The 26,792-nt window shown below is 46.6% G+C and carries 24 protein-coding genes; 12 read left to right on the top strand and 12 right to left on the bottom strand.

The window, feature by feature from the left end:
• Positions 1-305: 305 nt before the first annotated feature.
• Complete coding sequence (locus tag IXB50_RS13010) at positions 306-803, top strand: hypothetical protein (RefSeq protein ID WP_215609407.1); 498 nt, start codon at positions 306-308, stop codon at positions 801-803.
• A gap of 234 nt (positions 804-1,037) precedes the next feature.
• Here the strand turns inward: IXB50_RS13010 and IXB50_RS13005 are convergent, their stop codons facing one another.
• From IXB50_RS13005 to IXB50_RS12995, 3 genes are all read right to left on the bottom strand, one after another.
• On the bottom strand, positions 1,038-2,333 hold the full coding sequence (locus tag IXB50_RS13005; RefSeq protein ID WP_215609406.1) for a GAF domain-containing sensor histidine kinase: 1,296 nt from the start codon (positions 2,331-2,333) through the stop codon (positions 1,038-1,040).
• A gap of 2 nt (positions 2,334-2,335) precedes the next feature.
• The gene (locus IXB50_RS13000) at positions 2,336-2,746 is read right to left on the bottom strand and encodes a DUF1499 domain-containing protein (protein ID WP_215609405.1); all 411 of its coding nucleotides are present in this window, start codon (positions 2,744-2,746) and stop codon (positions 2,336-2,338) included.
• A 101-nt stretch (positions 2,747-2,847) separates the two neighbouring features.
• Entirely contained in the window at positions 2,848-3,147 is a 300-nt protein-coding gene (locus IXB50_RS12995) for a hypothetical protein (protein WP_215609404.1), read from the bottom strand.
• Positions 3,148-3,340: 193 nt separating this feature from the next.
• Between IXB50_RS12995 and IXB50_RS12990 the strand changes: the two genes are divergently transcribed.
• Positions 3,341-4,666 (top strand): aromatic ring-hydroxylating dioxygenase subunit alpha, encoded by a 1,326-nt coding sequence (locus IXB50_RS12990; protein WP_215609403.1) that lies wholly within the window; start codon positions 3,341-3,343, stop codon positions 4,664-4,666.
• 6 nt (positions 4,667-4,672) lie between these two features.
• On the opposite strand, the gene IXB50_RS12985 is transcribed toward IXB50_RS12990, so the two are convergent.
• Positions 4,673-5,587 (bottom strand): hypothetical protein, encoded by a 915-nt coding sequence (locus IXB50_RS12985; RefSeq protein WP_215609402.1) that lies wholly within the window; start codon positions 5,585-5,587, stop codon positions 4,673-4,675.
• Between the two features lie 38 nt (positions 5,588-5,625).
• On the opposite strand from IXB50_RS12985, the gene IXB50_RS12980 reads away from it, so the two are divergent.
• The gene (locus IXB50_RS12980; protein WP_246564469.1) at positions 5,626-6,381 is read left to right on the top strand and encodes a Uma2 family endonuclease; all 756 of its coding nucleotides are present in this window, start codon (positions 5,626-5,628) and stop codon (positions 6,379-6,381) included.
• A gap of 142 nt (positions 6,382-6,523) precedes the next feature.
• On the opposite strand, the gene IXB50_RS12975 is transcribed toward IXB50_RS12980, so the two are convergent.
• Entirely contained in the window at positions 6,524-6,928 is a 405-nt protein-coding gene (locus IXB50_RS12975) for a hypothetical protein (RefSeq protein WP_215609401.1), read from the bottom strand.
• 372 nt (positions 6,929-7,300) lie between these two features.
• Here IXB50_RS12975 and IXB50_RS12970 point away from each other — a divergent pair, with 372 nt between their 5' ends.
• Both IXB50_RS12970 and IXB50_RS12965 read left to right on the top strand, forming a co-directional pair.
• Positions 7,301-8,794 (top strand): TIR domain-containing protein, encoded by a 1,494-nt coding sequence (locus IXB50_RS12970; protein ID WP_215609400.1) that lies wholly within the window; start codon positions 7,301-7,303, stop codon positions 8,792-8,794.
• Between the two features lie 2 nt (positions 8,795-8,796).
• Positions 8,797-12,618: a WD40 repeat domain-containing protein gene (locus IXB50_RS12965; protein WP_215609399.1), complete on the top strand. Its 3,822-nt coding sequence runs from the start codon at positions 8,797-8,799 to the stop codon at positions 12,616-12,618.
• A 204-nt stretch (positions 12,619-12,822) separates the two neighbouring features.
• Here IXB50_RS12965 and IXB50_RS12960 read toward each other — a convergent pair whose 3' ends face one another.
• The 3 genes from IXB50_RS12960 to IXB50_RS12950 form a co-directional block, all read right to left on the bottom strand.
• Positions 12,823-13,485, bottom strand: a complete 663-nt coding sequence (locus IXB50_RS12960; RefSeq protein WP_215609398.1) for a hypothetical protein — start codon at positions 13,483-13,485, stop codon at positions 12,823-12,825.
• A 35-nt stretch (positions 13,486-13,520) separates the two neighbouring features.
• Complete coding sequence (locus tag IXB50_RS12955; RefSeq protein ID WP_215609397.1) at positions 13,521-13,847, bottom strand: DUF433 domain-containing protein; 327 nt, start codon at positions 13,845-13,847, stop codon at positions 13,521-13,523.
• Positions 13,848-14,465: 618 nt separating this feature from the next.
• On the bottom strand, positions 14,466-15,908 hold the full coding sequence (locus tag IXB50_RS12950; RefSeq protein WP_215609396.1) for a sensor histidine kinase: 1,443 nt from the start codon (positions 15,906-15,908) through the stop codon (positions 14,466-14,468).
• 401 nt (positions 15,909-16,309) lie between these two features.
• On the opposite strand from IXB50_RS12950, the gene IXB50_RS12945 reads away from it, so the two are divergent.
• On the top strand, positions 16,310-17,002 hold the full coding sequence (locus IXB50_RS12945) for a glycosyltransferase family 2 protein (RefSeq protein WP_215609395.1): 693 nt from the start codon (positions 16,310-16,312) through the stop codon (positions 17,000-17,002).
• On the opposite strand, the gene IXB50_RS12940 is transcribed toward IXB50_RS12945, so the two are convergent.
• Positions 16,988-18,172: a hypothetical protein gene (locus tag IXB50_RS12940; protein WP_215609394.1), complete on the bottom strand. Its 1,185-nt coding sequence runs from the start codon at positions 18,170-18,172 to the stop codon at positions 16,988-16,990. The genes IXB50_RS12945 and IXB50_RS12940 overlap by 15 nt on opposite strands.
• Positions 18,173-18,646: 474 nt before the next feature.
• On the opposite strand from IXB50_RS12940, the gene IXB50_RS12935 reads away from it, so the two are divergent.
• The 3 genes from IXB50_RS12935 to IXB50_RS12925 all read left to right on the top strand — a co-directional run bounded on the left by IXB50_RS12935 (position 18,647) and on the right by IXB50_RS12925 (position 21,274).
• The gene (locus IXB50_RS12935) at positions 18,647-19,057 is read left to right on the top strand and encodes a resolvase (protein WP_246564467.1); all 411 of its coding nucleotides are present in this window, start codon (positions 18,647-18,649) and stop codon (positions 19,055-19,057) included.
• Between the two features lie 680 nt (positions 19,058-19,737).
• A complete protein-coding gene (locus tag IXB50_RS12930; protein WP_215609393.1) occupies positions 19,738-20,247 on the top strand; it encodes an inorganic diphosphatase in 510 nt (169 codons plus the stop codon).
• A gap of 160 nt (positions 20,248-20,407) precedes the next feature.
• Positions 20,408-21,274, top strand: a complete 867-nt coding sequence (locus tag IXB50_RS12925) for an MBL fold metallo-hydrolase (protein ID WP_215609392.1) — start codon at positions 20,408-20,410, stop codon at positions 21,272-21,274.
• Positions 21,275-21,285: 11 nt separating this feature from the next.
• Here IXB50_RS12925 and IXB50_RS12920 read toward each other — a convergent pair whose 3' ends face one another.
• Positions 21,286-21,582 (bottom strand): RNA recognition motif domain-containing protein, encoded by a 297-nt coding sequence (locus IXB50_RS12920; protein WP_215609391.1) that lies wholly within the window; start codon positions 21,580-21,582, stop codon positions 21,286-21,288.
• 347 nt (positions 21,583-21,929) lie between these two features.
• Here IXB50_RS12920 and IXB50_RS12915 point away from each other — a divergent pair, with 347 nt between their 5' ends.
• Together IXB50_RS12915 and cas6 are read left to right on the top strand one after the other, a co-directional pair.
• Entirely contained in the window at positions 21,930-22,127 is a 198-nt protein-coding gene (locus IXB50_RS12915) for a hypothetical protein (protein WP_215609390.1), read from the top strand.
• A 316-nt stretch (positions 22,128-22,443) separates the two neighbouring features.
• Positions 22,444-23,319, top strand: coding sequence for a CRISPR system precrRNA processing endoribonuclease RAMP protein Cas6 (cas6, locus tag IXB50_RS12910; protein WP_215609389.1), 876 nt, complete (start codon positions 22,444-22,446; stop codon positions 23,317-23,319).
• Between the two features lie 44 nt (positions 23,320-23,363).
• Here the strand turns inward: cas6 and IXB50_RS12905 are convergent, their stop codons facing one another.
• Positions 23,364-24,047 carry a hypothetical protein gene (locus tag IXB50_RS12905; protein WP_215609388.1) on the bottom strand — a complete coding sequence of 228 codons (684 nt, stop codon included), beginning with the start codon at positions 24,045-24,047 and terminating at the stop codon, positions 23,364-23,366.
• 274 nt (positions 24,048-24,321) lie between these two features.
• Here IXB50_RS12905 and IXB50_RS12900 point away from each other — a divergent pair, with 274 nt between their 5' ends.
• Positions 24,322-25,665, top strand: coding sequence for a DNA methyltransferase (locus IXB50_RS12900; RefSeq protein WP_215609387.1), 1,344 nt, complete (start codon positions 24,322-24,324; stop codon positions 25,663-25,665).
• 211 nt (positions 25,666-25,876) lie between these two features.
• On the opposite strand, the gene IXB50_RS12895 is transcribed toward IXB50_RS12900, so the two are convergent.
• Positions 25,877-26,542, bottom strand: coding sequence for a phosphoribosyltransferase (locus IXB50_RS12895; protein ID WP_215609386.1), 666 nt, complete (start codon positions 26,540-26,542; stop codon positions 25,877-25,879).
• Positions 26,543-26,792: the final 250 nt, after the last annotated feature.

Raw genomic sequence — 26,792 nt, 5'->3', positions numbered from 1 at the left:
ACTATCTTGTCTTTTTATGGGTCTAAAATTGAGAATATTAAATCTTGATGTAAGAATAAGATTTTGAGGTTATTCAGCAAAACAGTCTTATAGGGGGTCATGGTATGGATTCTGACGAAAAGGTGTCATAGGGCCTGAAACCTTTTCCAGGTATAAGCTTCAGGTGAAAATCTCGTGTAGACTCACCTTGATGTACGTTGGTTCATGCGTTAGTCATCCACATTGAGCTATGAGGGCAGTTAAACTTAGCTGACCATGTCGCAGGCACCTTGTAATTTTAGGTAGATCACTGCAAATCTAAATCAATGCCGAAGCGAAACTTCTGGGTAGCTCTTAACACTCCGTTTAAGATAACGGCAATGCTAGCCATAGCGACTATTGTGGGGTGTAATCAACCATCTGTACCAACCCCAACAGGTGAAACGTTACTTGATTCAGAGCTAACAAATCTGATTGCAGAAGATGTCCGGCAACAGTTAGACATCGCCAACACCCAAAAGCATGAAAAAACGGTTGCTATCTGCCCAGAGAACTCAGCAGAGATGAAAATTGTGATCGAATCAGCCCAAGATGAAAAGACAAATTCCCTATACTTAATCAATGTCGCCATGACCCTGACCAAAAACGATGGTTTTCAGATCGGCGCAGGAGAGCATGGCAACCCAGTAAATCTAGGTGATGAAAGCACTGTAATCATGGCACTTTCGTATCTCATCTCTTGTTCGAAAGTGAGCCATTTTAATCAGTTATCGGCTCAAAGCCTGATTGAGGTCCATGCAGACGGTTCTGTAAACGTGCAATAACAAAAACTCTAGGTAACTTAGACAGAAATCCTGGCTGATAGCGTCCAGCATCGCAGGGCATCCACAAGGAAGTGCCCCTACAAGATTGTCTATTTTTAATCGGGCTTAATGAATTCGGATTTGGTATTAGACAGAAATTATTACACAACCAGTGAGTATCAAAGTGAGACTAAAAAACCTCAGATTAAGTCCCGCATTGATACTCACTTGTCTTTTTTTGAGAATTTGTTGCTATCAGTCTGCAGGTAAGTAAACTGTGGCTGTAGTGCCTGTTTCTGGGGTAGAGGTAAATGTGAGACTACCTTGATGGGCATCGATAATGCGTTTGACGATGGCGAGGCCGAGGCCATTACCGGAAGACTTGGTTGAGAAGAAAGGTTGGGTGAGGCGGGCCAGGGTATCGGGGGGAATCGGGGTACCGCCATTGTGAACGGTGAGATATGCCTGCTCTGTTTGGGAGAGAGAGATGGTGACTTGTTCTCCTTTGTCGATGGCTTCGCAGGCGTTGCTGATAAGGTTGATCAAGACTTGTTTTAGTTTGTCGCGATCGCAAGCCACATATACCGCTGACGCAGCCAGCTTTACGTTCAAACTGCGTTCGGCAATATCAGGCTGTTCTGAAAGTGTCTCAACGGTCTCCTTGATCAGCTGATTGAGATCGCATTGGGTAGTCTCTAGAACCTGAGGTTTGGCATATTGCAAGATGCCATCTAACAACTGCTTGAGGCGAGATTCTTCTTCGAGGGCGAGGCTGAGGCGGTTGCGATCGCGTTCAGATAGGTCCAGAGCCTTGAGGGCATGCAGCCCCATCCTCACCGTGGTCAATGGATTCCGAATTTCATGGACAATCATGGAGGTAAATTCGCCAATGGCCGCCAGCCGTTCTTTTTCGATCAGCTGGGTCTGGGCCTCTTTTAGTTCGGCGGTGCGTTTGGCCACCTCGGCTTCGAGCCTTTCATTGAACTTCAGCTGTTGTTGGTACATCTGAAAGTTATCAATGGCGGTGGTGGCCCGCTCAGCAAATAGCTCCACGCATTTGACTTCTTCTGGATCAAAATTGCGGGGCTGCTTGTTGAAACAGCAGATGGTCCCCAACAGTTTGCCAGCCGGTGACTGTAGGGGGACACCAAGGTAGGCCCGATAGCCCTCCGGTGTTTCACCATATTGGGTTTCACATTGGCTATCGGTTACCGTCAAGGGGCGTTGGGTTTGGACAACGGTTTTAGCAACTGAGCCATGGATGGGATAGGCTTCGTCAGAGCCCTCTCCCAGGTCAATGTTACTGGCCAGGATTTTGTTATAGTCCCCCCGGTTAAGGGTGACAACGGACCAGTCCATGGCGGTGAGTTCTGAAACGCCACGGGCAATGTCATTGAGATATTGCTGTAGATTCCCCTGACGAAAGCTGAGGGACATCAGATAATCTAGCGTTGTCTGTGCCAGGCGACTGAGGTGAACCTTTTGCTTATCTGTTGCCGGGTCCACAGTCGGGTCCACTGTTTCTGGCGCTGGGGTTGGCTCTGGTTGCATGGTCAGCTGTTGGCTTGGAACTGCTCTCGAATCGTCTCTACTCGTTTACGATTCACACCCAGGTCTGACTTGCCTAAGCGGGCGGCGGCTCGCACCTGGATCACTCCAGACTGCCCGGCATAGAATTCAACGTCATCCACAAAGCCCATGAGCTTACTGGAAAATTCGGCGTAGAGGTAGGTGTCGGTGGCTTCGTTGATGGTGGAGCGTTCCATGCCTTCGATGATGGCTTTGAGGGCCGCGATCGCATCTCCTGGCGCTTTATTACTGGCAATGGGTTCGATAAAGTGCTCCTGGTCGCTGGCGTCAGCCTGACTACAGACACAGTTGGGCGTGCTGGGGCAGGCGAGTAGTTTACCTTGGTTAACGCCTAGATTGTCGGGACGTTTACCTGAGAATGAAAATAGAGACATACAAACACCCTTTAGATACTGCTAGATACTGCGTAAGGCCAGTGACGCATTTACAGTAACTCATACCAGGTTAAACCAGTACCTTTAAAGACTACAGCAGACTATAGGGCTTCAACTTCGGTCAGTAATCCGGCGACGAATTTTTCAACATTATCGAGCAGGTCCATTTCACCCAGGGCTTGCCATTCGTCGGGGGTGTATTGTCCGTCATCACCGATGACCTCTTGGACCCAGTGGGCGAGGTTATCGGTGTCTTTGAAGAGTTCTTTGGCTTTGGCGTTGACATCGCCGTCTACTTTGGCCGCCAGGCAAACTTTTAGCAGTTGGCCCAGGCGGGTTTCTGGGGTGGTGGAGAGGAGGACGGCAATGGCGATGGTGACGGCTTCTTGGTTGGGAGACATGGTTAGGGTGCAATGGGGTGAGGGTTTAGGATCTATTTTCAATAGCCACCGATACAAAGCAGGACGGAAGACCTTGGAAGTGTAAGGGACTCTCTACAATTTTACGACTCAGACAATGCACCGTATTCTGATGGATAGATTAGGTTGATCCTCCTGCGTTAGGAGTTTACAGGGATGTTTTAGAGGTACAACAGTGGCTGACCCATTCAACTTTTTTCATCATTGGTATCCTGTCACGCCGGTCGCTGACCTCCGCCCTGATTATCCAACGGCGGTGACGGTACTGGGCGTCCCGATCGTGATCTGGAAACCGCGTAATTCTGATACCTATCGGGCTTTTCTAGATCAGTGTCCCCATCGGCTAGCCCCCCTGAGCGAAGGACGGGTGGATGAGCAAAGTGGTCATCTGATGTGCAGTTATCATGGTTGGCAGTTTGATAGTAAAGGGCTGTGTCAGGCATTACCTCAGGCAGAGGCTGACTTTCAACCAGACCAGCGATCGCAACTGTGCGCTACGGTCCTACCCAGCCAAACCAAGAATGATCTGCTGTGGATCTGGCCTGATGCCGCCAGTGCTGATATCGCCCACGAAACCCCACTGCCCCTGTCTGCTCAAGTTGACGCCAGTAAGGGATTTGTGTGGGATTCCTATGTACGTGATCTAGAGTACGACTGGCAAACCCTGGTGGAAAATGTAGTTGACCCCAGCCATGTGTCCTTTGCCCACCATGGTGTCCAGGGCAATCGAGCCAATGCTGCGCCATTGCCGATTAAGATCCTTCACTCTACAGTCGAGCGGATAGAGGCCCAATCGAAAGGACGTTTTAAGAGCCATCTCACCTTTGAGCCCCCCTGTCGAGTCGAGTATGAGCTGACCTTTGGGGATTCGGGGAAACAGGTGGGGCTGGTGACCTATTGCATTCCGACGGTGCCGGGTAAATGCCGGATAGTGGCTCAGTTTCCCCGCAACTTTGCCCTGAGGCTACATCAGGTTGTGCCGCGCTGGTGGTCCCACGTGACCATGCGCAACGCGGTGCTGGATGGGGATATGGTGTTGCTGCAGCAGCAGCAGCAACGGTTACAACGACAGCTGCAAATCCAGGATTGGAAAACCGCCTATAAGCTGCCCACCAGTGCCGATCGCTTTGTGATTGAATTCCGTAAATGGTGCGACCTCTACCTCCAGAATCAGCCGTTTGGGGAGGTGCCTATGCCAGCTCTTGCGCCTGCAGCAGCCCAAAATCATCGGCAAATGCTCGATCGGTATCATCAGCATACGCAACATTGCCAAAGCTGTCGCAGTGCCTTGAAAACAATTCGTCGCCTGCAGTGGGGGTTGTTGATTTTCTTTGTCGTCAGTTTGACCGTTGTCGCTGTATTGCCAGATTCCCTGCGATTATGGCCTGGTTTATTGCTGATGGGCTTAGGGCTAGTGGGTCTGGGCGGAGCGGCGGGACTACGTTTTGTTCTGGAGCCTAAATTTCTGTTTGTGGACTACATTCATGCAGAGCGTAAGTAAGTCACTTTACTTTTCCTGACTATCTTTGTTCAAGCCTTGAAATAGAGCATGGAGCTTGTATGGTTTCAGGCCAAAGCAGCTACTGCCGTATTCTAATGTTAACCATTGGCGTTGGTCTTGATGGTCGACAAACTGTATGAAAAATTTGGATGTGCTAACTCGACTGCCCCCCTTATAGGCAAAGTTTTTAATTCTATGGCGAGGCAAGAATAAACAGTTCTTTTTTTGTTCAAATGCTGCAAAGTGTCGGCCTACAACATTATGTTCATCAATGATCAGTCCATAGATGTGGGCTCCTGCTCTTTTCTTACGAATGAACTCGATCATCACCTGGATCATCTTCACAGTGTAGACACCCATTACAGGGGGTGGAATGCACACTATCAAGGTGCAGAGAATGAAGACAACCCGAGGCCAGGTATTCCAGGCCCACATCAAGGGAAAGTCACCGAAAAACCCTAAAAAGGGTGCCATCGACCATAAGAAAAGCACCGGCAGGGCCAACAATATGAGGCAGACAATATCTTGTTGAGGGAAGAACCGTATTTTCTTTATGTGGTTAGGGCCAAGGTTGAAAAGCTCTTGATACTGTTGGGGTAACTGTTTGAAGGTGCATTTACCCAGGCTTGTCTGATGGATACTTTCAGTATTAGGGCTTTCAGGGAGGCACCAATTGGCATAATACTGGGCTTCCAGGTAAGCAGAATCATCCATTGCCCGGTTGGATAAAGCCGCACTCTCTTCTCCCAGGTCAGTGAGGATGTCCTGAATAGCAATCCAGGCGTGCTCTAGATCGACGTTGCCTGCCTGGTGGTAGAGCAGGATGGCGTCTGCTTTGTTGCCTTCACATAGGAAATCAACAATTTTTTCTAATGTTTCCTGTGGAATGGCTTCGGCATTCACAAGACATCTCCGAGGCATAGTGCTGATGGAGATACCTTAATCGGTAGGTGCGTTCTATGCCAGCTTGGTTAACGGAGTGCAATGATCGCGATTCTGCCTATGGTTGTATTCATGGTGCTGACAAATTCAGTACACTAGGTCTGGAAGTAGGAAATGACATGGTTAGTACTGCACCCACACCGTCCACATTAGTCCTTGATACCTGGGTTAAAGGTACCTGGGCTGATTTTTTGGGTTTGATCGACCACCCAAACACAGAAAAGGCTCGCTTTTACTACGATATCGGCTGGATGAGAATTGAAACGATGCCTATTGGTTCAGCTCATAGCCAAAGTAATTCGCTACTGGCGGCTGTTGTGAGTTTGTATGGGACGCTTAAGGATATTAAGTTTGTTTCTTTTACTAACGGTAGTTTTCGAAAACAAGGTGAACAGGAATGTCAGCCGGACTTGGCTTATTACATTGGTCCTGAGTTGCAACGCCCCACCCAAAATAATCAGCCCATAGATATTGATAGTTTTGGTCCACCGACGTTGGCTATTGAGATTTCTGCAACGACGTTAAGTGATGATTTAGGTCAGAAGCGTTTGCTATATGAGCGTTTAGGGGTAGCAGAGTATTGGGTGGTGAATGTTGAGGATGGGACTGTTTTTGCGTTTGAGGTTGCCAATGGGGGGAGTCGGCAAATTCAGGTGTCTAGTGTGTTGCCGGGTTTGGCTATTGCTGTGATTAAAGAGGCGCTGAACCGTAGTCAGACGGATGATGATGGGGCGGTGAATCGTTGGTTATTGAAGCAGTTTAGTGAATCCTAATGGGTTCGGTGCGATCTCAAACCTCAGATCCCATCAACCTCTGATAAACGGTGGGTAAGTCAAGGTATTGGCAAACTGCAACGGTTATTCCGGGGGAGTTACCCACCCTACGGGGTTGTTGCTTGACTAGAAATGTTTCTATTTAATTTTTGCTAAAGACCATTGCATCCAGGGCTTTGTTTAGCATTTGCATTTGTTGGTCAGCTAAAGCCTGTAACCTTTCTGTACTCTGATTTTGGCGCTGTACGACTTCTTGGAGAAAACGGTTCTGGCTTTCCCAGGTGTTGACCATGCGACCTATCCCTCGTTCGAGTCTGTTGAGGGCTTCAAGGAATGTACGCATTTCACCGGATAGTCGATCGATAGAGGTTTGTGTTGTTTGTCCTTGTTGCTCAATGGTTGCTCTGGTTTGTGTGTCTTGAGTTTTTATCACTTCAGCTTGAGCTTTCATTGATTCTGCCAAGCTGATGACAGCTTCTTCTAGACGCCCTAACTTGGCATTGGTAGCTTCTGCTAATGAATCAATTGGGCTTTGCTTTGGTGGCATAGCGATAGAGTGGTACAGATTAACTAATTCTAACTCGATTTCTGGTTTGTGGGTTGTTTGTTTACCTTATTGGGATGAGGCGATCGCACCACAAGTTTCTAGATAAGTTGGGATGCGATCGCAAAGTTTTAGGGTACGTTCGCCTGATGATAGGAGGTGGGCAAATCGGTAAATTGGTAAATAACAAGAATTATTTCAAGAAGTTGCCTTTCCTAAATGGTTTTGCTTTCTTTTACAGCTCTCAAATCGTTATGAATCCATTAAAAATACCCCCCAAGGGTACTTTTCATTCAGATTGATTCAGGTATATTTGCTTAGATAGGGTAAATTTAGGTCTTAAAGTGCGTTATCGTTCATCCCTCTTGGTCGGCGATGGTTTTTGAGCATGATATTTTTATTAGCTTTACCCACGTTGATAATTGGGTCGCGGAGACAGATCAACAGGGCTGGATCGATCATTTCCATAAGGGCCTAGAGATCCGGCTAACGCAGTTGAGAGGAGAGCAGCCAAGGATCTGGCGGGATCGCCAAAATCTCCAAGGTAATGATTACTTTGGTGACGAGATTATAGAACGGCTGCCTAAGGTGGCTCTATTAGTATCGGTCCTGTCGCCACGTTACTTAAAGTCTGAATGGTGTTCGCGCGAGCTGAAACACTTTTATACTACTGCCAATCAGCTATTGGGCGTTCGGATTGATAATAAATCACGTATTTTCAAGGTGATTAAAACGGCAGTGCCCCTTGAAAAGCATCCTGAAATTCTTAAACCGCTGCTTGGATATGCCTTTTACGAAGTGGATGATACTGGGCGTCCACGGGAATTTAGTCCAATTTTTGGAGTGGAATCGAGAAATAAGTACCTGGCTAAATTAGAGGATCTGGCCTACGACATTTGTAAAACTCTAGATGCTCTTGAGGCGGCCACTGCTCAAACTTCAGAAGCTCCTGAAACAGCTCAACCGCTTGGCTTACTATCAAGTATGCCGACAAGCCCACCGCAACCGGACAAGCAGCAGATTTACCTGGCTGAGGTACCCATAGGCTTAGAAGATGAGCGGGATCAAATTCGGCGTGATTTAGAGTTAAAGGGCTATCAAATATTTCCCAGTGAACCGCTTCCCAATGATCCCAGCGAGTTTAATAAAGCGGTGCAGCAGTCTTTGCAGACGAGTCGGCTATCAGTGCATTTAGTCAGCAATCCACCCACGGTTGGCAGCTCCTATGCTGATATATTTCAACAGATGGCATTTGCTAGAAGTCAGGAGCAGGTACAGCTGGCAGCTCAGACGGTACAGACTCGTTCTGACTTTAGCCGTATCCTTTGGATGCCATCGACAGAGCAGCCGGTTGATGAAGCATTGCAAGTATTACAAAATGATCCAGATTTTCTCAATACTGGCTTAGAGGATCTGAAAACGTTTATTCAGGATCGTCTGGAACGACCGACTGCTGAGCCTGCTGAGGCCAATGGTTCGCTCAAGGTATTGCTGGATTGCAATGAGCAAGATTTGGTTTCACCCACGATTGAGCCACTGTATGAGTTTTTAAGTGAGCGCTTTGAAGTGCAGTTACCTGACTACGAAACAAGTAGTTTGGCAGCTTCGGAAAACTTATTACGACAGTGTGATGCGGTTTTAATTTATTATGGCCACGATGCTAGCGGACTTTGGTTAAAACGGCGTTTGCTAGCGCTGCAGAAAACCCTTTATAAACGTCTGCGACCGTTATTGGCTAAGGCGGTGTATGTGGCTGACCCTCAAAAACAGATGGCGGCAGCAAATATTCCTGTGATTCAGGGGGCTGATGGGTTTACGCCCAATAGTTTAGAGCCCTTTTTGGTGCAGGTAGCTCAGGGAGGAGGATAGTTATGGTTGCTTCACCTACGATAACAAATCCATTTCCGGGTCTACGCCCCTTTGACCTGGATGAAGAGCATCTGTTTTTTGGTCGTGAGGGTCAGGCGGATGAGCTGCTAGAACGTCTGCATCAAACGGGCTTTTTAGCGGTGGTAGGCTCCTCGGGTAGTGGTAAATCATCATTGGTGCGGGCAGGGTTATTGCCATCGCTCTACAGTGGTTTCTTGAATGAGGCGAGTTCTCACTGGCGAGTGGCGCTGATGCGGCCAGGGAATGCCCCGATTCGAAATTTGGCTGAGGCGCTGAATCAGCCTGATGTGTTTGGTCAGGCTCCAGAGGATGCTGATCGTGACTTATATACTGAGCTTACGGAAACTACTCTGCGGCGAGGGGACTTAGGTCTGGTTGAGGTGGTTAAGCAGGCCCGGATGGCGGTGCGGGAAAGTTTGTTGTTGGTGATCGATCAGTTTGAGGAACTGTTTCGGTTTAAGCGCATGGCTGATACGGTGGCGGCTGACGATGAGGCGGCTGCGTTTGTGAAGTTGTTTTTGACGGCGGTGCAGCAGGAGGAAGTTCCTATCTATGTGGTGCTGACGATGCGGTCAGACTTTTTGGGGGACTGTGCTCAGTTTCGTGGGTTGCCGGAGGCGATCAATGACAGTCAGTATTTGATTCCACGGATGACGCGGGACCAGCGGCGGAGTGCGGTTGAGGGTCCAGTGGCGGTGGGCGAGGCAACGATTATGCCAAGATTGGTGAATCGGGTGCTGAATGATATGGGGGATGACCCGGATCAGTTGCCGATTTTGCAGCATGCGATGATGCGGACGTGGCGGCGGTGGTCCCAAGATCATGGTCCAAATGAGCCTTTGGACTTGCGGCATTATGAAGCGGTTGGTGGCATGACTGGGGCGCTATCGCAACATGCGGATGAAATTTATCAGTCGTTGGATGATCGCTCACAAACGGTTGCGGAGAAGTTGTTTAAGTGTTTAACAGAGAAAGGGCCAGATAATCGTGAGATTCGGCGGCCTACGTCTCTCGCGGAAGTTTGTGCCGTTGCTGGAGCTACACCGGAAGAGGTGATTCGGGTAGTGGATACTTTTCGGGCAACGGGGCGTTCGTTTTTAATACCCCCAGAGGGGGTGGAGCTGGGTGAAGCCAGTGTTTTGGATATCTCCCATGAGAGTTTTATGCGGGTGTGGCGGCGTCTGAAGGATTGGGTGGATGATGAGGCGCAATCGGCTCAGATTTATCGGCGATTGGCGGAGACTGCAGCATTGCATGAAGCGGGGCAGGCTGGTTATTTGCAGGATCCGGAATTGACGGTTGGTTTGACCTGGCGACAGGTGGTGCAGCCTAATGAGGTTTGGGCGGGGCGCTATGCACCTGAGTTTGAGGAGACGATGGCGTTTTTAGATGCCAGTGCTGGAGATAAAGAACTGGTCCAGCGTCGGAAAAATAGAGTGCTTTATAGTTTTATTGGTAGCTTACTCATGCTATCTGGTGTGGCTATGGGTGCAGCAGGATATGCCTATGTGCAATGGGGAGTCGCAAATGAACAAACAGAACTAGCGAAGGAACAAACAGAACTTGCTAATGACCGTGGTGATGAGCTAGAGAAACGGGGGAAAGATTTAGAAGATGCCCTTGGTCATGCTGAATTAGCGCGTAAAGAAGCAGATAGCAAACGTTCTGAAGCTGTGGAGGCCAAGAAAAAAGCAGAAACTGCTAATACTGAGGCGCAAAAACGAAAACAAGAAGCTGAGCAGGCGCAAGAAGCTGAGGCTGAACAGCGTCAACTTGCAGAAACTGCTGTGGTGAGGGCAGAAGAGGGAGAGGCGGAAGCTCAGCGACAAACAAATATTGCACGTGATCAAACTAAACTTGCTGAGGAAAATGCGATTCAGGCTCAACGTGCCACAGCAAGAGCTGAACAAGAACAACAGAAAGCTAAAATTCAAGCCTTGAATTCTGATATTCAAGCAGAAGCACTGACTGTCGAAAATCTCATGGCTAGCAATCTGAACTTTAAGGCTTTGCTAACTGCTTTAGAACTAGGACAAGAAATTAAACAACGAGAATCAATCTCAAGTGTTGGCCAGATTTTGTTAACTATGAAATCTCATGGCAAGCTGGTCTCAGCGGTTAGTAGCGATCTAAAAAGTTCAATTTTACCTAGCCGCCGACTGCAAGCCATTTCGGTACTGCGAGAAGCCTATTATGCGCCCGATTATTTAGAACTACAAACCCTTGGAGGCCATTCCGACGCGGTCTGGAGTGTGAGTTTTGCTCCGGATGGTCAGACCCTGGCTAGCGCCAGCGGTGATGGTACGGTGAAACTATGGGACAAAAGTGGGCGAGAACTGCAAACCCTTGAAGGCCATTCCAACGCGGTCTGGAGTGTGAGTTTTGCTCCGGATGGTCAGACCCTGGCGAGCGCCAGCACTGATGGTACGGTGAAGCTATGGGACAAAAGTGGGCGAGAACTACAAACCCTTGAAGGCCATTCCAACGCGGTCTGGAGTGTGAGTTTTGCTCCGGATGGTCAGACCCTGGCTAGCGCCAGCGCTGATGGTACGGTGAAGTTGTGGAATTTTGAGCTGGAAGATCTAATTGCCAAAAGCTGTGGCTGGATCAGTGATTATTTAACGACCCATCCTCAGGATCTAAATACGTTAAAGGCTTGTCAGACTCCTTCGCTTTTGGCGGAAGCAGCACCTACACTAGTTGTTAAGGCCCTGCAAGTTGCCCGGCGTGGAAAATTTGATGAAAGTGTAGCTCAACTACAAATTGCTCAAAGCTGGAACAGCTTGGTTGATCTGGATCCAGATACTGATGCATTAGACAGTGACCCCAGAATCGTCGCTGCTAGGCGAGTTGCACTACATAGAGTGGAAACTGGCGAAAGACTTGCAGAGCGAGGCGATGTCGAAGGAGCAATTATCGCTTATCGAGAAGCCCTGACTTTAGATCCCACTATTGATTTGATTCCATCAACTGAGGACATTCGAGAGACTGATCCGGTTGCGCTTGTGGCAACTGGCCGACTTAATCAAGGCAAAGAACTGGCTCAAAGTGGAAATATTGACGAGGCGATTTTAGCCTATCAACAGGCTCAAGATTTTGGCGCAGATATTATTGCTGCGGATTGGGAAATGTTGTGTTGGAATGGTAGTCGTTATGAAGCCTCGGCTGAAGTTTTATTCGCCTGTGACAATAGCCTTGCTCTAGCACCGGATAATAATAAATGGGGCTGGCAAGCTCGCAGCATAGCCCGAGCCCTTGTTAATGATTTGACTGGTGCTGCTCAAGATTTGGAGGTTGTTGTAGACTGGCTCGATAGTGATCAGATTCTATTTTTGCCAGGGGAATTTAAAGCCCTCCGACAACAATGGCTCAGCATCTTACAGAATCTGGAAAACCCATTTACACCAGAGATTATTGAACAAGCTTCTACAAGCGCACTTCCTCCCGGAAATGTGCAAGTTACTCTGGACTGGACTGGACCCGTTGACCTAGACATGGATGTTTTTGATCCTAACGGCGATAGACGCGACATAGAAAGATACTCTAACTGTGCCGAGCCATTTCCAACGACAACCCAGATTGATAATGTCCTATGGCCATTAGACAGCTCTCCTCCTCTAGGCAACTATACTGTCACAGTAAAGTTCGATGAGGCGTGCAGTGAAGATGGGCCAACTTCCGCTGACTTCTCTTTAAATGTGTTGTTTCAGGGAAACCTACATACCTTTACTGGCAAGGTTAGTGTAGAGAATCCCTCAGAGGAGTTCGAGTTTTCAATACCTCCTAACCTTAGCGGTCAGTAAGTAGTTACCTATCTTTGCAAGTTAAATTTCATTTAACAGACTACCGACCTCATCCCCTCTCGGGAAGTGTGCCTGTAAGGCGGGGTGGGTTTCGATCACTAGCGCTAACGGTCAACCCACCCCATCCCCTTTCCAAAAGGGGATCCATCCCGAGAGGGGATGAGGTATCGCTATTCGCATAAAGACTGCATTTGCGACCTTTGACTATGAATCTTTTTCCAGATTTTGTTGCTGCAGCTTAAATCGACGAATTCGTCCTTGAATTTCACCCATAATAGTTTCAACCTCAGCTAAGTCAGTAGCCAGGAGGTGCTTAGACAAAATAGCAAACAAATTATCGATATCGATCGAATATTTCAAAAGTAGCAACAGCAGATCATTTTCATAAATGCTAGCCCGACCAAAGTCTCCTTGACGATAAAGCGAAGGCAAGGCATAACACTTCAACAGAAATAATCCCTCGACAGTGGCACAGCAAATGGTGCGTTCTCCAAACTGTCTTTCTGTAGAAAATTGTTCTAATACCAATCGAAATAAATCATTCTGCGTCAACAAAATGTCAACCTGTAATCGTTCGAAGGCACCACGAATAAAATTTTTATTTTCGTCCCTAACAGTAATTTCTGGCAGTGCATCGAGGGCAGTACGCCCCAAAATCAGATCAATATCTTGAGTATTACGCCCCTCTACATAGCTGAGTAAAGCAATGCCACCCACCAATACATAGTCAATTTCACGCTCTGACAACGTATTGAATAATGCATCAACCGCCTGAAAAAACTCATCTGCCGTTGGCATAGTCATTGACCAATTTTTGACATCAAATACATTTCCATTACGGATGATTTCACCAATCGCTGCCGTCATTGGCCCTTCCTTTTGTGAATAAGGTTTAGCTATCACTATGCAGACACCTGACACTGTATAACAGCAGCAATCTCATCAGAGTGAGTGTCTGCATAGAGCCAGGCATTCGCTAAATCAGTTGCCGCCAAATCTGGATAATCCTCAAGCAAATAAGCTTCGGTCGCCCCCTGGTGACGCAAACTTACCAGCAACCAAACCGGAATTCGCGTTTGACGAATACAGGCATCCCCACCCATTACCCCCGATGTTTTTTTAATCCCAGGCCAACTATCGCTAAGACTAGCTACTAGTAGATTTATGGCCTGAGCCTTTTCTTCTGCAGATAGGGCTAATAACTGAGGTTGAAGTTGCTGGAGTGTCATAAGGTTACTGTCCGTGCCAGGTGCAGGAGCTTAGTAAGCCTATTCTAAGCAGCAAATCCTCGAAACTTGAGCCAATCTAGGGTTGACTAATGGCAAAACCGGCTGCGTGGGGTCCCTCCGAGTTCCCCACACCCCCATGGTTAGGGCGTTCCGTCGCCCTAGAACCCACGAAAAAATATCTAGGATATTCCTGGGAGCCTGTGGGGGCGCTCGGTGAGGTGGCTTAGAATTTTGCGCGCTGCGACAAAATTCTAAAAGGAAAGGTTGCTGAGTTCTTTGCTTGATAAATATGCCCAGTCCAATTTTGCTGTCTTTGACTAGTTGCGTATTAGGCAGTTACTCAGCTTCTTGAAACATCTTATTTGCAGGGCCTATGAGGTCAAGACTTGCTTTGGTGGACTAATAATGGACTAAATTTATACTCTTACTTTCTGGCCGCCGAACCCCTTGCGCACAATACTTTACACCCATAGAAGCAACTGGCAAAGGCCCTGTACCTCCCTGATCTGTAACCACACGGTTCCGAGCACCTTATGCTGCTACCAGCTTTTCTGCCAACGCTGAGAAAAAACCTTACCGATGCTGCTCTCACCCTTGAACTTTCCTTGGCAAGATTCCTCAACTAAATCCCACGGCTGTTTCAACTTGAATAGGAATTTCAATCGTAAATGTTGTTTCCTTTCCCTCTGAAGACTGGCAGTAAAGTTTGCCATTATGTTGATGCACTACAATTTGGTAGCTCATCGCCAGACCTAGTCCAACACCTTGCCCAACTGGTTTCGTTGTGAAAAATGGTTCAAATAGATGTTTTTGTAAATCTGGCTTGATACCCATACCATTGTCGGCAATGTGAATAGCGATAGTATCCTTTTCCACGGCAGTACTAATGTGAATGCAAGGTTCGAGCTGCTGATTCTTTACACCTTTATCTAAGGCATCAAGAGCATTGGTGAGAATGCTCATAAAAACCTGGTTGAGTTGCCCAGGGTAACAGTCAATCTTGGGTAGCTTTCCATATTGTTTAATAACCTGAATCTCAGATCTTTTGGCTGAGGGTCTGAGTCGATGAGATAACAATACTAAGGTGCTGTTAATACCTTCATGCAGATCTGCCACCTTCTTCTCCGATTCTCCGAGTCGTGCAAAATTCCGAAAGGAGCGCACCAGCTCCTGAATGCGATCTCTACCAGTTTGCATCGAACCCAACAGACGAGGTAAATCCTGTTGCACAAAGTCCAGGTCACAGTCTGCGATCGCAGCTTGAATATCAGGCGATGGATTAGGCATCACCTGTTGATAGCGCCTGACCAGCTCTAGCAATTGATTAGTATAAGTAGAAACATGGCTGACATTACCAACAATGAACGTATTAGGATTGTTGATCTCATGGGCAATCCCTGCGATCAACTGCCCCAGAGAGGACATTTTTTCACTTTGAACGAGCTGAGCCTGAGTTTGCTTCAGATCCTGTATAGCCGCTTGCAACGCAGCTGTACGTTGTTCCACCCGCTGCTCTAACTCTTCATTAAGTTGCTGCAGTTCCAGGGTGGCCCGTTGCCGTTCCAATTCTGCAGCCGCTCGAGCGGCAAAAATCTGTAGAATGCTTTTGTGTAACTGACGATCCAAAATGGGTTGACTATCGACAATAATCAAATCCCCCAGGATTTTACCCTCCACATTTTGCAACCCAACCCCAATATAGCTATCGGCCCCAAGCGCTGACAAAACCGGGTGATTTGGAAACAAGTCTTGAATCCCATAGGGACAGTAATATTCATTTTCAGTTAGTACCGTCTCACAGGGACCATCCATCGGGTCATAGCTGATATTTTGCTGCAGCTGATCATCCCGGAAAAATCCTAACGTATGCAAATGACCATCCTGCCTTAACTCAGTCACCACGCAATTTTGTACCCCTAAGGCTAAAGCCAGATTTTCCACTAACGCTGAGAAGAAATCTTTACCCGTAACGGCGGCAGTTCCTTGCACCACCTTCTGAAGCACGGTTTCAGCGGAGCGACTTAGTTGGGTGGTTGAAAATTGTTCTAAATTGCGTGTCATAAAAGCTTGTTACTGCGCCCAGATCTACACTCATACACCCATCGATGAGCATACCCTTACTATGACTTGTACATTTCTAATGCTCTGGGTTCGGGATGAAAACGGATTGGGATTTAGCATGTCAGACCATAAGATGCTTAGGGTTGTTCAGATGTACAGTCAGCAAAAATTATCCTAAAGACCTGCCGCCAGCTGGGGCAATATGTAAAACATAGCAGTCTACGTAATTATAAGGCTAGTTTTTCCGACTGCCCCTGGCCCCTATCCTTTTTAACTAGAAAACTTGTAATGATTAGCACATTGCTCAATAAAGATGTGCATGCTGTTATGGGTAAGACCCATTAGCAGCGCGATCGCACTGCCCTATGGAGCATTGGCTCATCCCTTTCAGTCCACACGACATGAAACTCTCAGTTGTCATCCCTTGCTTTAACGAAGTTGGTACTATTAGCCAGGTTATTCAAGCCGTCAAAGCGTCACCCATCAACGACATTGAAATTATTGTCGTCGATGATTGTTCCACAGATGGCACCCAAATGCTATTAAAAACTAAGCTGGCTAATGAGATTGACCGGATTGTCTATCATTCCAAAAACTTGGGTAAAGGGGCAGCTCTTCGTAGTGGATTTGCGATCGCAACCGGCGATATCGTCATCATCCAAGATGCCGATCTAGAATATGACCCCCAGGAATATCCGGCTATGATTGGTCCTATTTTAGCCAATAAAGCCGATGTCGTCTTTGGGTCTCGATTTCAAGGAGACAACCCCCATCGCGTCGTTTACTACTGGCATCGAGTTGGCAATGGCTTTTTAACCACGTTATCCAACATGCTGACAAATATTAATCTGACAGATATGGAATGCTGTTACAAAGCCTTCCGCCAAGAAGTTATTCACAAACTCACCATTGAAGAAAAACGCTTCGGGGTTGAACCTGAGATTACTGCCAAAATTGCTAAAATGCAGTGCCGCATTTACGAAGTTGGCATCTCTTACTACGGTAGAACCTATCAAGAAGGCAAAAAAATTGGTTGGCAAGACGGTGTTAATGCTATTTTCTGCATTCTGAAATACAATCTATTCTGCCGATAAGACCAATTTCCCCAAACGTTTATTTGCCATCTCAACCACCGCTAATAAAAGCCCCACCCATACCAGCAAACACCCAATACAAAAGTTTAGAGACCGCAGTTCAGGGCTAGGCAACCATACAACAGCAATAATCTTAAGCAGGATTCCCCCCGAGAAGATAAGCGATAGAAGGCCAACTATATTCTTGGCACTCCAGCGACCAAAGTCGAACAGCCACAGGATTGGAAACAATAACAGCGTGTAATAGTGAGACCACACCAAGGGAGACAATGCCAGCGTTGCTGTTAGGGCCAGACTAACTACCAGGCCTGTATTCTTAATAATCTCAGCCATCACATGGATGCTCTGATGGATTGCTATTTTTTTTCTTAGAGCAGGCAGAATAACAGCTCCACCTAATGAGATAGCTAATAGCGAGAAAATGCCAAGAACAGCAGCACTAATATCAATCTGACTAACGCTTGAAAGCAGCCACGTTGTTGAAAAATTACCCGCTTCAATTGGATAAGTTAGCCGATCTTTAGAACTGGATAGAGTCTCATACCAATCCAACCAAACTCGAGACGACCCTAGGAATATACTTGTCGATGCAACAATAAGCGCTATAAATGCCATACCCACAGGCACTAAAACCGTTAATTTAGGGATTCCATACTTCAACCCAAATGCTAGCCCCAGAAACAATATAGGTAACAAAAGGCTAGGTTTTAGCAGCACAATAAAGATAAATAGGCAGAGGACTATGACCCCGCTCTTAGTCCTCTCACGAGGAATACCGCCCGTAGCCCTATCGACTAGTAAGGTTGAAATAGTGACTAAAAAGAGCTGAATAGCGTTTAAGTTAGCAACTCCTAAATCAACTGTAAAGGGGACAAAGGTAGCCGATAGGACCAAGGCTAATGGCCAAAAACCATGGGGCTGCCCCTTTAGAATGCCGATCAGAACAATCGCCGTAACAAACATCAATATTTGTAGGCATTGATAACTGGCTAATGCTCGCCCATAGTGTTTGGGTAACGTTGCAAACAATGTATACAGCAGAGGAGTACCGGTTAAGTCCAATACCTGACGATAAGCATTTGCAGCCTTAAGCCTTGGATTGTCAACTGACGCCGTATACCGGTTTAATACAGTGGCATAGGCATCTGGGTGGATGTAGGGACTAGCCAATGGAAAAGTGCTTAGCTGCTGGGCTTTTGCAACTCCCCAATAATGATAAAAATCAATACCTGGCCGCTTTAAATTTTCTGACCAGGTATTGAAACTCAAAAAGAATAACAGAAGCAAGACGAGTACCCTAGCTTTCATACATTCGAGTGGCAAACAACTGGTCTCGGAGAAACCAGTTCATTATGTCAGTCTTTGCAAAATTTGCTGCAGTGATATTCATATCTCCACCAAGACCATCCTGCAGGGGCACTCCCTTGTAGATGACCTTCGATACCGGGTGCTATCAGTCAGGATTTTGTCCCTCTCAATGAGTCTCAAAGAAAGATTAGTGGTATTGAAATAGGACTCGTTATGAGTGCATTCAGTCTTAAAGGTAGACAGTTTTGCTGTCTACCTTTAAGACTGTGAGGTATTGACATGAGGCTCATTATGAGTACAGTGTGTCTAACCATAAAATAGAGATTTGGTCATTCCATGCCCGACATCATCAATGCATTAGACGGTGTAGCGACTGCTATCAATACAATTGAGCCTCAAGTTTCCGCCGATACTGATCCGCAAAACTTAATGACTGTCGAAGCGGTGCAAAAAGTGCTTAATCGTTCGCGAGCATCGGTCTATCGTTATGCCAATACCGATGCCTTGATTCTCAATCCAACTTTTGACCACACCCGTCTTAATCCAGAATCCAGGCAGAACAAAGAAGATCCACTTATGTTTCACCCCAATGAAGTGGCCCGCTTTGCTCAAGATGTCCTCGGCATCAAGCAAGTCACCATCGAGATTAGTCAACCCCCAGAAACCCTAACCCATCAGCTATTGCGCCAGGTACTTGCCGAACTCAAAATCATTCGTGAACTAATCGAACAAACCAATTCCAATTAATAATTCAGCAAATCATTAATATCTGTAGCGATTCTCATTTAGGTTGACTGCCCTTTCTATTGCTTGTGCCATATTACATTAAGGGACGAAAAGTCTAATTTTTCCCGTGCTTAGCTAAGTTCAGATCTACAAAGCAGTGTTAACCTTGAATCAAGTGAGCGTGTCTAGCAAATGCTAAGTTTTAGCACTTGCTATCAGTAATTTAGTGCAGACTAGTTGATGTTTACCCTAGTGGATGCTGTTATTCCGTACGCAACAAAAATCACTCGTTCATGAATAGACCACCGTAGGGCTGGACCGTTTTAATATCTAATTTTTTACCCGCTGCCTGCGCTTCAAGCTGCGTATAAACAACCGTTTTTCATTGATTTTTGTACATCTTCCAGCATGGAATCTGCCAGTCAATTAGAGTCTAGTTCTGAGACCCCCCATAGTCCGCTCGTAAATTTACTGGGTATGGTTATTGCTTTGGCAACATTGACCTTACCCTTATTTACAGTTGCCTACTTCTCCTCAACAACTATAGACACCTTAAGGGGACTGCCCTATTCAGTAATACAAACTAACGAATAAGATCTAGCCATATCATGGGTGCTGACTCCCTTTTCTCCTAAAATGCTATCGGGATAGACGATTTATAGGATCTATCTCGGTTAGTCATAAGTAGTTGGAGAAGTATCGTGGATTTATCTCGTATTGAGGCTCAGCCTAAACCAGGCTTGATCAATGTATTGATTGAAATCGCGGGTGGTAGCAAAAACAAGTATGAGTTTGATAAGGATCTCAACGCGTTTGCTTTAGATCGCGTCCTCTTTTCATCCGTCCAGTATCCCTATGATTATGGCTTTGTGCCCAACACCCTAGCCGACGATGGGGATCCCCTAGATGGCATGGTACTTATGGATGAGCCTACATTTCCTGGCTGTGTAATCGCAGCCAGACCGATTGGTATGCTTGAAATGATCGACGGTGGCGATCGCGATGAGAAAATTTTATGTGTTCCTGACAAAGATCCTCGCTATGCCGATGTTAAAACCCTTGATGATGTTGCCTCCCATCGCTTAGACGAAATTGCAGAATTCTTTAAAAGTTACAAAAATCTAGAGAAAAAGGTGACCGAAATTCTAGGCTGGAAGGGGTTAGATGAGGTTCAGCCTCTAATTGAGAAGTGTATCGCGGCTGCTAAGTAGTCCGGTCTTTGGTGAATACTCTTCGAATAGTGGATTAAGCATTATAGGGGCACATCGCCGTATAAAATGTGTCCCTATATGCTCACTGTTTAACTTGAGTTAGTCGTTTTGGGGACGACCAAACTTCTATGAGTATGCTTACAATTTGGGAATACATACTGTGAGTGTATCTGCCTATCGGTCAGGTAAAGAAAGCACACTTCAGTATCAGCCACACATCTCGATCAAGTTTTGGGGTGTGCGTGGCAGTGTGCCAACACCTGGGGCTGCCACAGCATTCTACGGAGGTAACACATGCTGCATTGAGGTTTTGGCTGATCAGCAGCGTTTTATTTTTGATGGTGGTACTGGTCTTAGGGTTCTAGGTGAAAGCCTTCACCAACAGTCAAACCCTGTAAAGGGACATCTATTTTTTACCCACACTCAATGGGATCGAATTCAGGGGTTTCCATTTTTCTTACCTGCCTTTGAGCCTGGCAATCAGTTTCATATATATGGTGGCACTGCAGCCAATGGGGCTTCGATCAAACAATGTTTGACTACACAGATGCTCAAGCCAGGATTTGCGGTGCCACTTCAGGCCATGCAGGCGGAGCTAATGTTTCATGACATTGTCCCTGGCAGCACTATTCAAATTGGTGATACCACCATTGAACCTATTGGCCTAAATGGTCATACCAATGCCCTCGGATATCGGCTTAGCCACCAAGGAAAGTCGGTTGTCTATGCTACCGATACCGATCCTGAACGCATTGATGAAAATCTAATATTTATGGCCCATCAAGCCGAGTTGCTAATATACGATGGCATGTACGTAGATATGTGCGACCAAATTAATCTTCACCCTTCGCCCAAACCTTGGCAAGCTGCTATCCAATTAGCGCAATCAGCTCATGTCAAACAACTGGCGATGATTCACTATGGTCCTCGCCAAACCGATACTATGCTTAATGCTTTGGCCCATCAGCTCAAAGACATTGAACCTCATATATCGTTAGCTCACGAAGGGTTAGTGATTAGTTTTTAGTCGTTGCTGATTTAGAGAGGGTTGCGCGAAAAGTTGCTACCACGACTGGGGCGTCTATTATCATCCCCTTTGGGCTTAGCCTTGTTGACACGTAGTTCACGCCCAAGCCATTCAGCTCCGTCCAGCTCAGCAATAGCCAGATCTTCTTCTTCATCTTTGACCATATTGATAAAGGCAAAGCCACGACGTTTTCCAGTTTCGCGATCAATGGGCAGAGTAATGCGGGAAACCTCGCCATACTCAACGAATACGTCTCTAATATCTTCTTCTGTAGCCTGGAATGACAGATTTCCAATGTAGATAGTCACGACTGCTCTCCGATGTGATGGGTTTAACTGCATCCAAACGCCTGGAAGCAGCATACTCGGGTGATATCATACCGCACAGCTTTTGACCTGGGTGGCTGATCTAGCGTTATTTCATCTCTACATTATCAATTTGGTAGTACGGTCTACTCCCGGTGATGCGCTAATCTTCAGTATGCTTTCAACTGCCAAAATTTAGCTAAATGTTCAGTTCACGTTTCGAAAAAAAGATGTGTCGAACTACCAAGATTCATCAATTATTCTCGGGTATATCACCAGTGATCCTAGGTTTACACAACATACTTGGGTATTCGCCGACATTGCTATCCGGCGGATAAGGAGAGCCCATCATGCACACATTTGAAGTGTTCGTTGATATCAAAGAATGCGCTGGTAAGCACAATGCTACCAATCGCATCATGGCAACTCGCTACGAAATCAATGCTAACGGTCGAACTGATGCCCACGATACTGCTCTATTTAAAGCAGAGAAAGAATATCCTAAAGCCACTGAATATGACATTCGGATTACCCGTCTTCTGAAATAGCTTAGTCTTCCCCAAAACTTTTACGCACACCCTTACTCATACATAGTCTGCATAACCCCGTTCTAGCTAATCAGCATAGCTAGAACGGGGTTATGGGTTTAGAGAGTTAGCGAATCTAACTTCCCCGGACATGATGGCTATTACCAGAAGAAGGTAAAAGATCGTCATATAGCAAACATCCTGATGCCTGCGAACGTTTACGCGTCACATTGGCACCGTAACTTAACGCTTCTAAGGCATATGAATTGTCCTGACCCATGTAATCAAAGCTATCTCTAACAAGGCCAAATCAGCAAAGGCCGATCAACCTAAGGGTATGCCAGAAAGTCTAGTCATTAATCTAGTTTCCGAATCTATTATTCCGTTTCATTACCTTAAAGGTCATTATTTACAACGGTTATTTTTAGCGTTGGTCAGTGCCGTTGATGCGGACTTGAGTCAACTACTACAAACTCACAAGCATCAAAGTTTTACACTGAGCCCACTGCAAATAGCCTCTCAACCGCAGTCCACATCTGTCCGTAATCTCAAATTTTTACTGCCACGTCAGCAGCTTGAAACCACACCATTTCAATATGCGAATAGTTCAGTCCCAGCTGGCTCTCACTGTTGGTGGAGGATTTCATTGCTTGATGACTCACTGTTTGCCCATGTTAGCCCCCGACTAAAACAGGCAGCGGCTCATAAAACATGGTATCTGGGGTCAGCACGGTTATATATCACTAATTTTTTGCCTGCCAATGGCCATGAATGGGCTAGCCATAGTACCTATCAACAACTCTATGAACAAGCCTCTGACACTAATCACGATCTGATGTTTCAACTGCTTACCCCAGCGGTTTTTCGCCATGGGGAGCGGGTATCGCCACTACCCACCCGTGATGCCGTCTTCCACAGTTTACGCAAATGCTGGAACCGCTACAGTGGCCTGGTGTTTGCCCCTGATACCATTCTGCCGATTACTGCACATGATTTTAATCTACGCACCGTTACCCTTTCCCTCGGCAATAACGAAACAGTCATGGGGTGTCTCGGAGACTTGACATTTCAAATTGCTAATAAAACAGATCCACTGATCGTTAAGCGGATCAATGCGTTAACCGATTTTAGTTGCTACTGTGGCATTGGGTATAAAACAGACCTGAGCTTAGGTATGGTACGTGCCCAAGCCACATCCAGGTTGAAATTATGATTGTCCTCACCGATGTGACCAAGGCTCAGGTGACCAACGCTATACTATGGCGACCAAATAAACTGCTCAATTAGGTGGGCTAGACGACGTAGATCAAATTTGTCCAATCGCGCCATCGAGTCACGGGCAACGATCCGTCGACCGATATCTGAGGTGTTGATGCCTTGGGGGACATTTACAAACGACCAGTCAACTACGGTACGTCGCCCTAAACTATAACGGACTGTTTTTGATAGTAACTGGATGGGGCGGACACCGGTTTGAATCAGTACCTGGTCTGATAGGCCATTAACATGAATAATTGTGTTGGCAGGCGATGACAATCGGATCAGCATGAAATATCCCCATCGCCACAATCCCACCCGTTGTCGATAAACCTGTACCTGTTCAATATGGCTAAGACGATAATGATTGACCCGTCGCTGACGTTTTCGACCACGGGGAATTTCATGGACAATGGTTAATCGATTAAACCCTTTGTTAAATATGCAGGTGGCTATCTCTGGATAGAGGGCTGGTACAAACGGCTCTACCAAAATCAATAATATACCTAACGCCATTAATACGACCCATAACAATGGAGCCTGACGATAGCCTAACCACACCATTAGGAGCAGACTCAATACACCTATACGGGCCAGATTGGTCACGCCCCCGGCCACGTGATAACGACCTAAATTTGAGAAGCGTAGCACTAGCTCACGTTTGTTTTGTCGAAACTGTCTCACCTGATTTGATTTGACACAGTGAATAGTGTCAAATGCTCCTGTTAGCGACAGTTGACCCTAGGCCTTGGGAATTGCAAAACACTTTCGTTATACCTGTTAAGATAATTCATCTGTACTATAGACGGACCATCGGCCGGTATCCGTTATACTGCCTCTGGCCCACTCTTTGACTAAGGTATCAAACTCTCAGTCCAAGCTTTGACCTCATTTTCATTGATTTTGAAGTCTTCACGATTTGCCCAGGACCAAGCTATGTGCTTTATCACAGTTGCCAATGGCATTGCCTAAATTATTGTCTGATTCAGACCTTCTCAGCCTTGCACTTAGTCACAAAGCTCGGAATCAGCTTAGTGATAAAGATCGGGCTATTCATAACTGGTATCGTTTTGTGCTTTCCTTTCCACCTCATTTGGTCAGGCATTATCTGCAACGATTTCAAGTGACCGAAAAGACTGTTGTATTGGATCCGTTTGCTGGTACTGGTACCACAATTGTAGAAGGCAAGAAACTCGGTTTGTCAGCCATGGGTATAGAAGCCAATCCCATGGCTCATTTTGCTTGTTCTGTAAAACTAGATTGGTCACCTTCACCCTCAGCTCTCTACCAAACAGCTGAGGCCATTGCTGCCGCAGTCCGAGATGAGCTTGCTCTACTGTCAAACTTGACTCCTACCCTATCTCCCGAGGCCAGGGCCCTGCTGTTCAAAGATGCGATTAGCCCACGACCGCTACAGAAGGTTTTGACCTTATTGGGACATATTGATCGCACTTCGTCCTCCTATTATCCCTATTATCGTCTCGCCCTAGCCAACTCAGCCATCTTTGCCAGTAATCTAAGGTTTGCTCCAGAAGTCAGCGTTGCCCGTAAGCACAAGTCTGATGCTCAGGTTGTTGATCATTGGCTAGAGCAGATAAATACCATGGCAAGCGATTTGACTATTTCGAGAGAATTGTCGCCAGCACAGCAATCTACTGTGGTTCATCTGGGAGATGCTCGCCAGCCCCATTTGCATATTCCGCCTGACTCTATTGATGTGGTGATTACCTCGCCGCCCTATCCCAATGAAAAGGACTATACCCGTACCACCCGACTAGAGTCAGTACTCCTCGGATTTGTAGAAAATAAGGCTGGCCTACAGGCGATCAAACACAACTTGGTGCGCTCCAATAGCCGCAGCGTTTATAGCGATGACAATGATGATCAATGGATTCAAAAATACCCACAGATTTTAGAAATTGCCCAGACCATCGATCAGCGACGGGCAGAACTAGGTAAAACCAGCGGCTTCTCTCGATTATATGCACGGGCCACCAAACTTTATTTTGGTGGCATGGCACGTCATTTAGCTAATTTGAGATCGCGACTGCGCCCTGGTGCCCAGTTAGCCTATGTCGTTGGCGAACAGGCTTCCTATCTGAAGGTCCATATTCCCACCGGTTCCATATTGGCTCAAATTGCCCAGGATCTGGGCTACGAACTGATTGATATCGACCTCTTTCGCACCAGACGTGCTTCTAAAACCGAGGTAGATCTCAGAGAAGAAGTTGTCCTATTGCACTGGTCGGGAGCAAACTCCACTTGGATTAGCGGGGATATTGGAAAGAAATCTGCAGTGTAACTCTTTGGTGTAACTCTTTTACCAAGGCTGGTGTTTTAACAGAATCTTGCGATCTGTCTTCAGACCAGAGCTAATTTACACGTTTAAGACGATCGCTACATGCCTGATATCACCTGAGGAGCAGTTTAATCGCAACTGTTTTGAAATGATTGTTAGCGAATTAATTATCCCTCCGAAAATCCTTCAAGGGATATCGCAGACGTTGTTCCCTTTAACCTGAAAAACTATCAACAACAACTACCGGGCGACTCAGCAGGGTACGCACCTGATCATCAGTCACTTGGGCAAAGTTATCGTACCACAGGCCAATCGCATACAGTCGATGGGGGATATGCAAACATACCAGTCGATCAACCTGCACTTTGAGCTGTTGATAGGCCCCTTGGGAGGCAATAGGCACGGCAACGATTAACTGTCTTGGCTGTTGAGATTGCACCCACATCACCGCTGCCCGCATTGTTGCCCCTGTTGCCAGGCCGTCATCTACTAAAATGACAATCCGATCGTAGAGAGTGAGTTTGGGAAGATTACCGCGATAAACCTGGGCTCGACGCTGTAGTTCCTGACGTTCCTGATCCGTAATCTCGTCAAGGACCTGTTTGGTAATCCCTAACCATCCTAAAACGCCTTGATTGAGAACTCGGGTACCGTTTTCAGCAATGGCTCCTATAGCACATTCTTGATTATTGGGGTCGCCCAGCTTACGGACAAGACAGATGTCCAAGGGCAGATTGAGGGCGCGGGCAATTTCGTAGGCTACGGGGACACCGCCCCGTGGCAGGGCCAATACTAGACTATCGGCACGATTGGCATAGATCCTTAGCTGTCGTGCTAGCTGCTGTCCTGCTTCGGTGCGATCGCAAAATCGAGTTTTCATGATCTTCTTTCCCCACCATGTCTCCCACAGTAAAACAACAATCTGAGGAAGCTGTGAAGAAGCCTGTTCAAGTACCCATGTCAAACAAAGGAAGTGAGTGGTTCGTGGTTGGTAGTTAGTCCCTGCCTGGAGTTTAACAACTAACTACTATCTTTCAGAAAACGTCCCGATTACAGATAGATCGAAAATTGGTGCCCATTAGTTGTTAGGCGTAAGCAATGTCCCTAAAGCCCCTACTGTACAAAGGTTG

This window comes from Leptothoe spongobia TAU-MAC 1115 (assembly GCF_018739885.1).
In the GTDB taxonomy this organism is placed as follows: domain Bacteria; phylum Cyanobacteriota; class Cyanobacteriia; order Phormidesmidales; family Phormidesmidaceae; genus Leptothoe; species Leptothoe spongobia.
This window is presented reverse-complemented; position numbering and strand designations above follow the sequence as displayed.

Bases quoted from the DNA above. Each gene is read 5' to 3' on its own strand.
- IXB50_RS12995 (WP_215609404.1), bottom strand. From the start codon at position 3,147: ATGTCTCCCAACCAAGAAGCCGTCACCATCGCCATTGCCGTCCTCCTC.
- IXB50_RS12960 (WP_215609398.1), bottom strand. From the start codon at position 13,485: ATGACGGCAGCGATTGGTGAAATCATCCGTAATGGAAATGTATTTGAT.
- IXB50_RS12950 (WP_215609396.1), bottom strand. From the start codon at position 15,908: ATGACACGCAATTTAGAACAATTTTCAACCACCCAACTAAGTCGCTCC.
- IXB50_RS12945 (WP_215609395.1), top strand. From the start codon at position 16,310: ATGAAACTCTCAGTTGTCATCCCTTGCTTTAACGAAGTTGGTACTATT.
- IXB50_RS12980 (WP_246564469.1), top strand. From the start codon at position 5,626: ATGCCAGCTTGGTTAACGGAGTGCAATGATCGCGATTCTGCCTATGGT.
- IXB50_RS13010 (WP_215609407.1), top strand. From the start codon at position 306: ATGCCGAAGCGAAACTTCTGGGTAGCTCTTAACACTCCGTTTAAGATA.
- IXB50_RS12965 (WP_215609399.1), top strand. From the start codon at position 8,797: ATGGTTGCTTCACCTACGATAACAAATCCATTTCCGGGTCTACGCCCC.
- IXB50_RS12985 (WP_215609402.1), bottom strand. From the start codon at position 5,587: ATGCCTCGGAGATGTCTTGTGAATGCCGAAGCCATTCCACAGGAAACA.
- cas6 (WP_215609389.1), top strand. From the start codon at position 22,444: ATGCCAGAAAGTCTAGTCATTAATCTAGTTTCCGAATCTATTATTCCG.
- IXB50_RS13000 (WP_215609405.1), bottom strand. From the start codon at position 2,746: ATGTCTCTATTTTCATTCTCAGGTAAACGTCCCGACAATCTAGGCGTT.
- IXB50_RS12900 (WP_215609387.1), top strand. From the start codon at position 24,322: ATGGCATTGCCTAAATTATTGTCTGATTCAGACCTTCTCAGCCTTGCA.
- IXB50_RS12970 (WP_215609400.1), top strand. From the start codon at position 7,301: ATGGTTTTTGAGCATGATATTTTTATTAGCTTTACCCACGTTGATAAT.
- IXB50_RS12955 (WP_215609397.1), bottom strand. From the start codon at position 13,847: ATGACACTCCAGCAACTTCAACCTCAGTTATTAGCCCTATCTGCAGAA.
- IXB50_RS12895 (WP_215609386.1), bottom strand. From the start codon at position 26,542: ATGAAAACTCGATTTTGCGATCGCACCGAAGCAGGACAGCAGCTAGCA.
- IXB50_RS12915 (WP_215609390.1), top strand. From the start codon at position 21,930: ATGCACACATTTGAAGTGTTCGTTGATATCAAAGAATGCGCTGGTAAG.
- IXB50_RS12935 (WP_246564467.1), top strand. From the start codon at position 18,647: ATGCCCGACATCATCAATGCATTAGACGGTGTAGCGACTGCTATCAAT.
- IXB50_RS12975 (WP_215609401.1), bottom strand. From the start codon at position 6,928: ATGCCACCAAAGCAAAGCCCAATTGATTCATTAGCAGAAGCTACCAAT.
- IXB50_RS13005 (WP_215609406.1), bottom strand. From the start codon at position 2,333: ATGCAACCAGAGCCAACCCCAGCGCCAGAAACAGTGGACCCGACTGTG.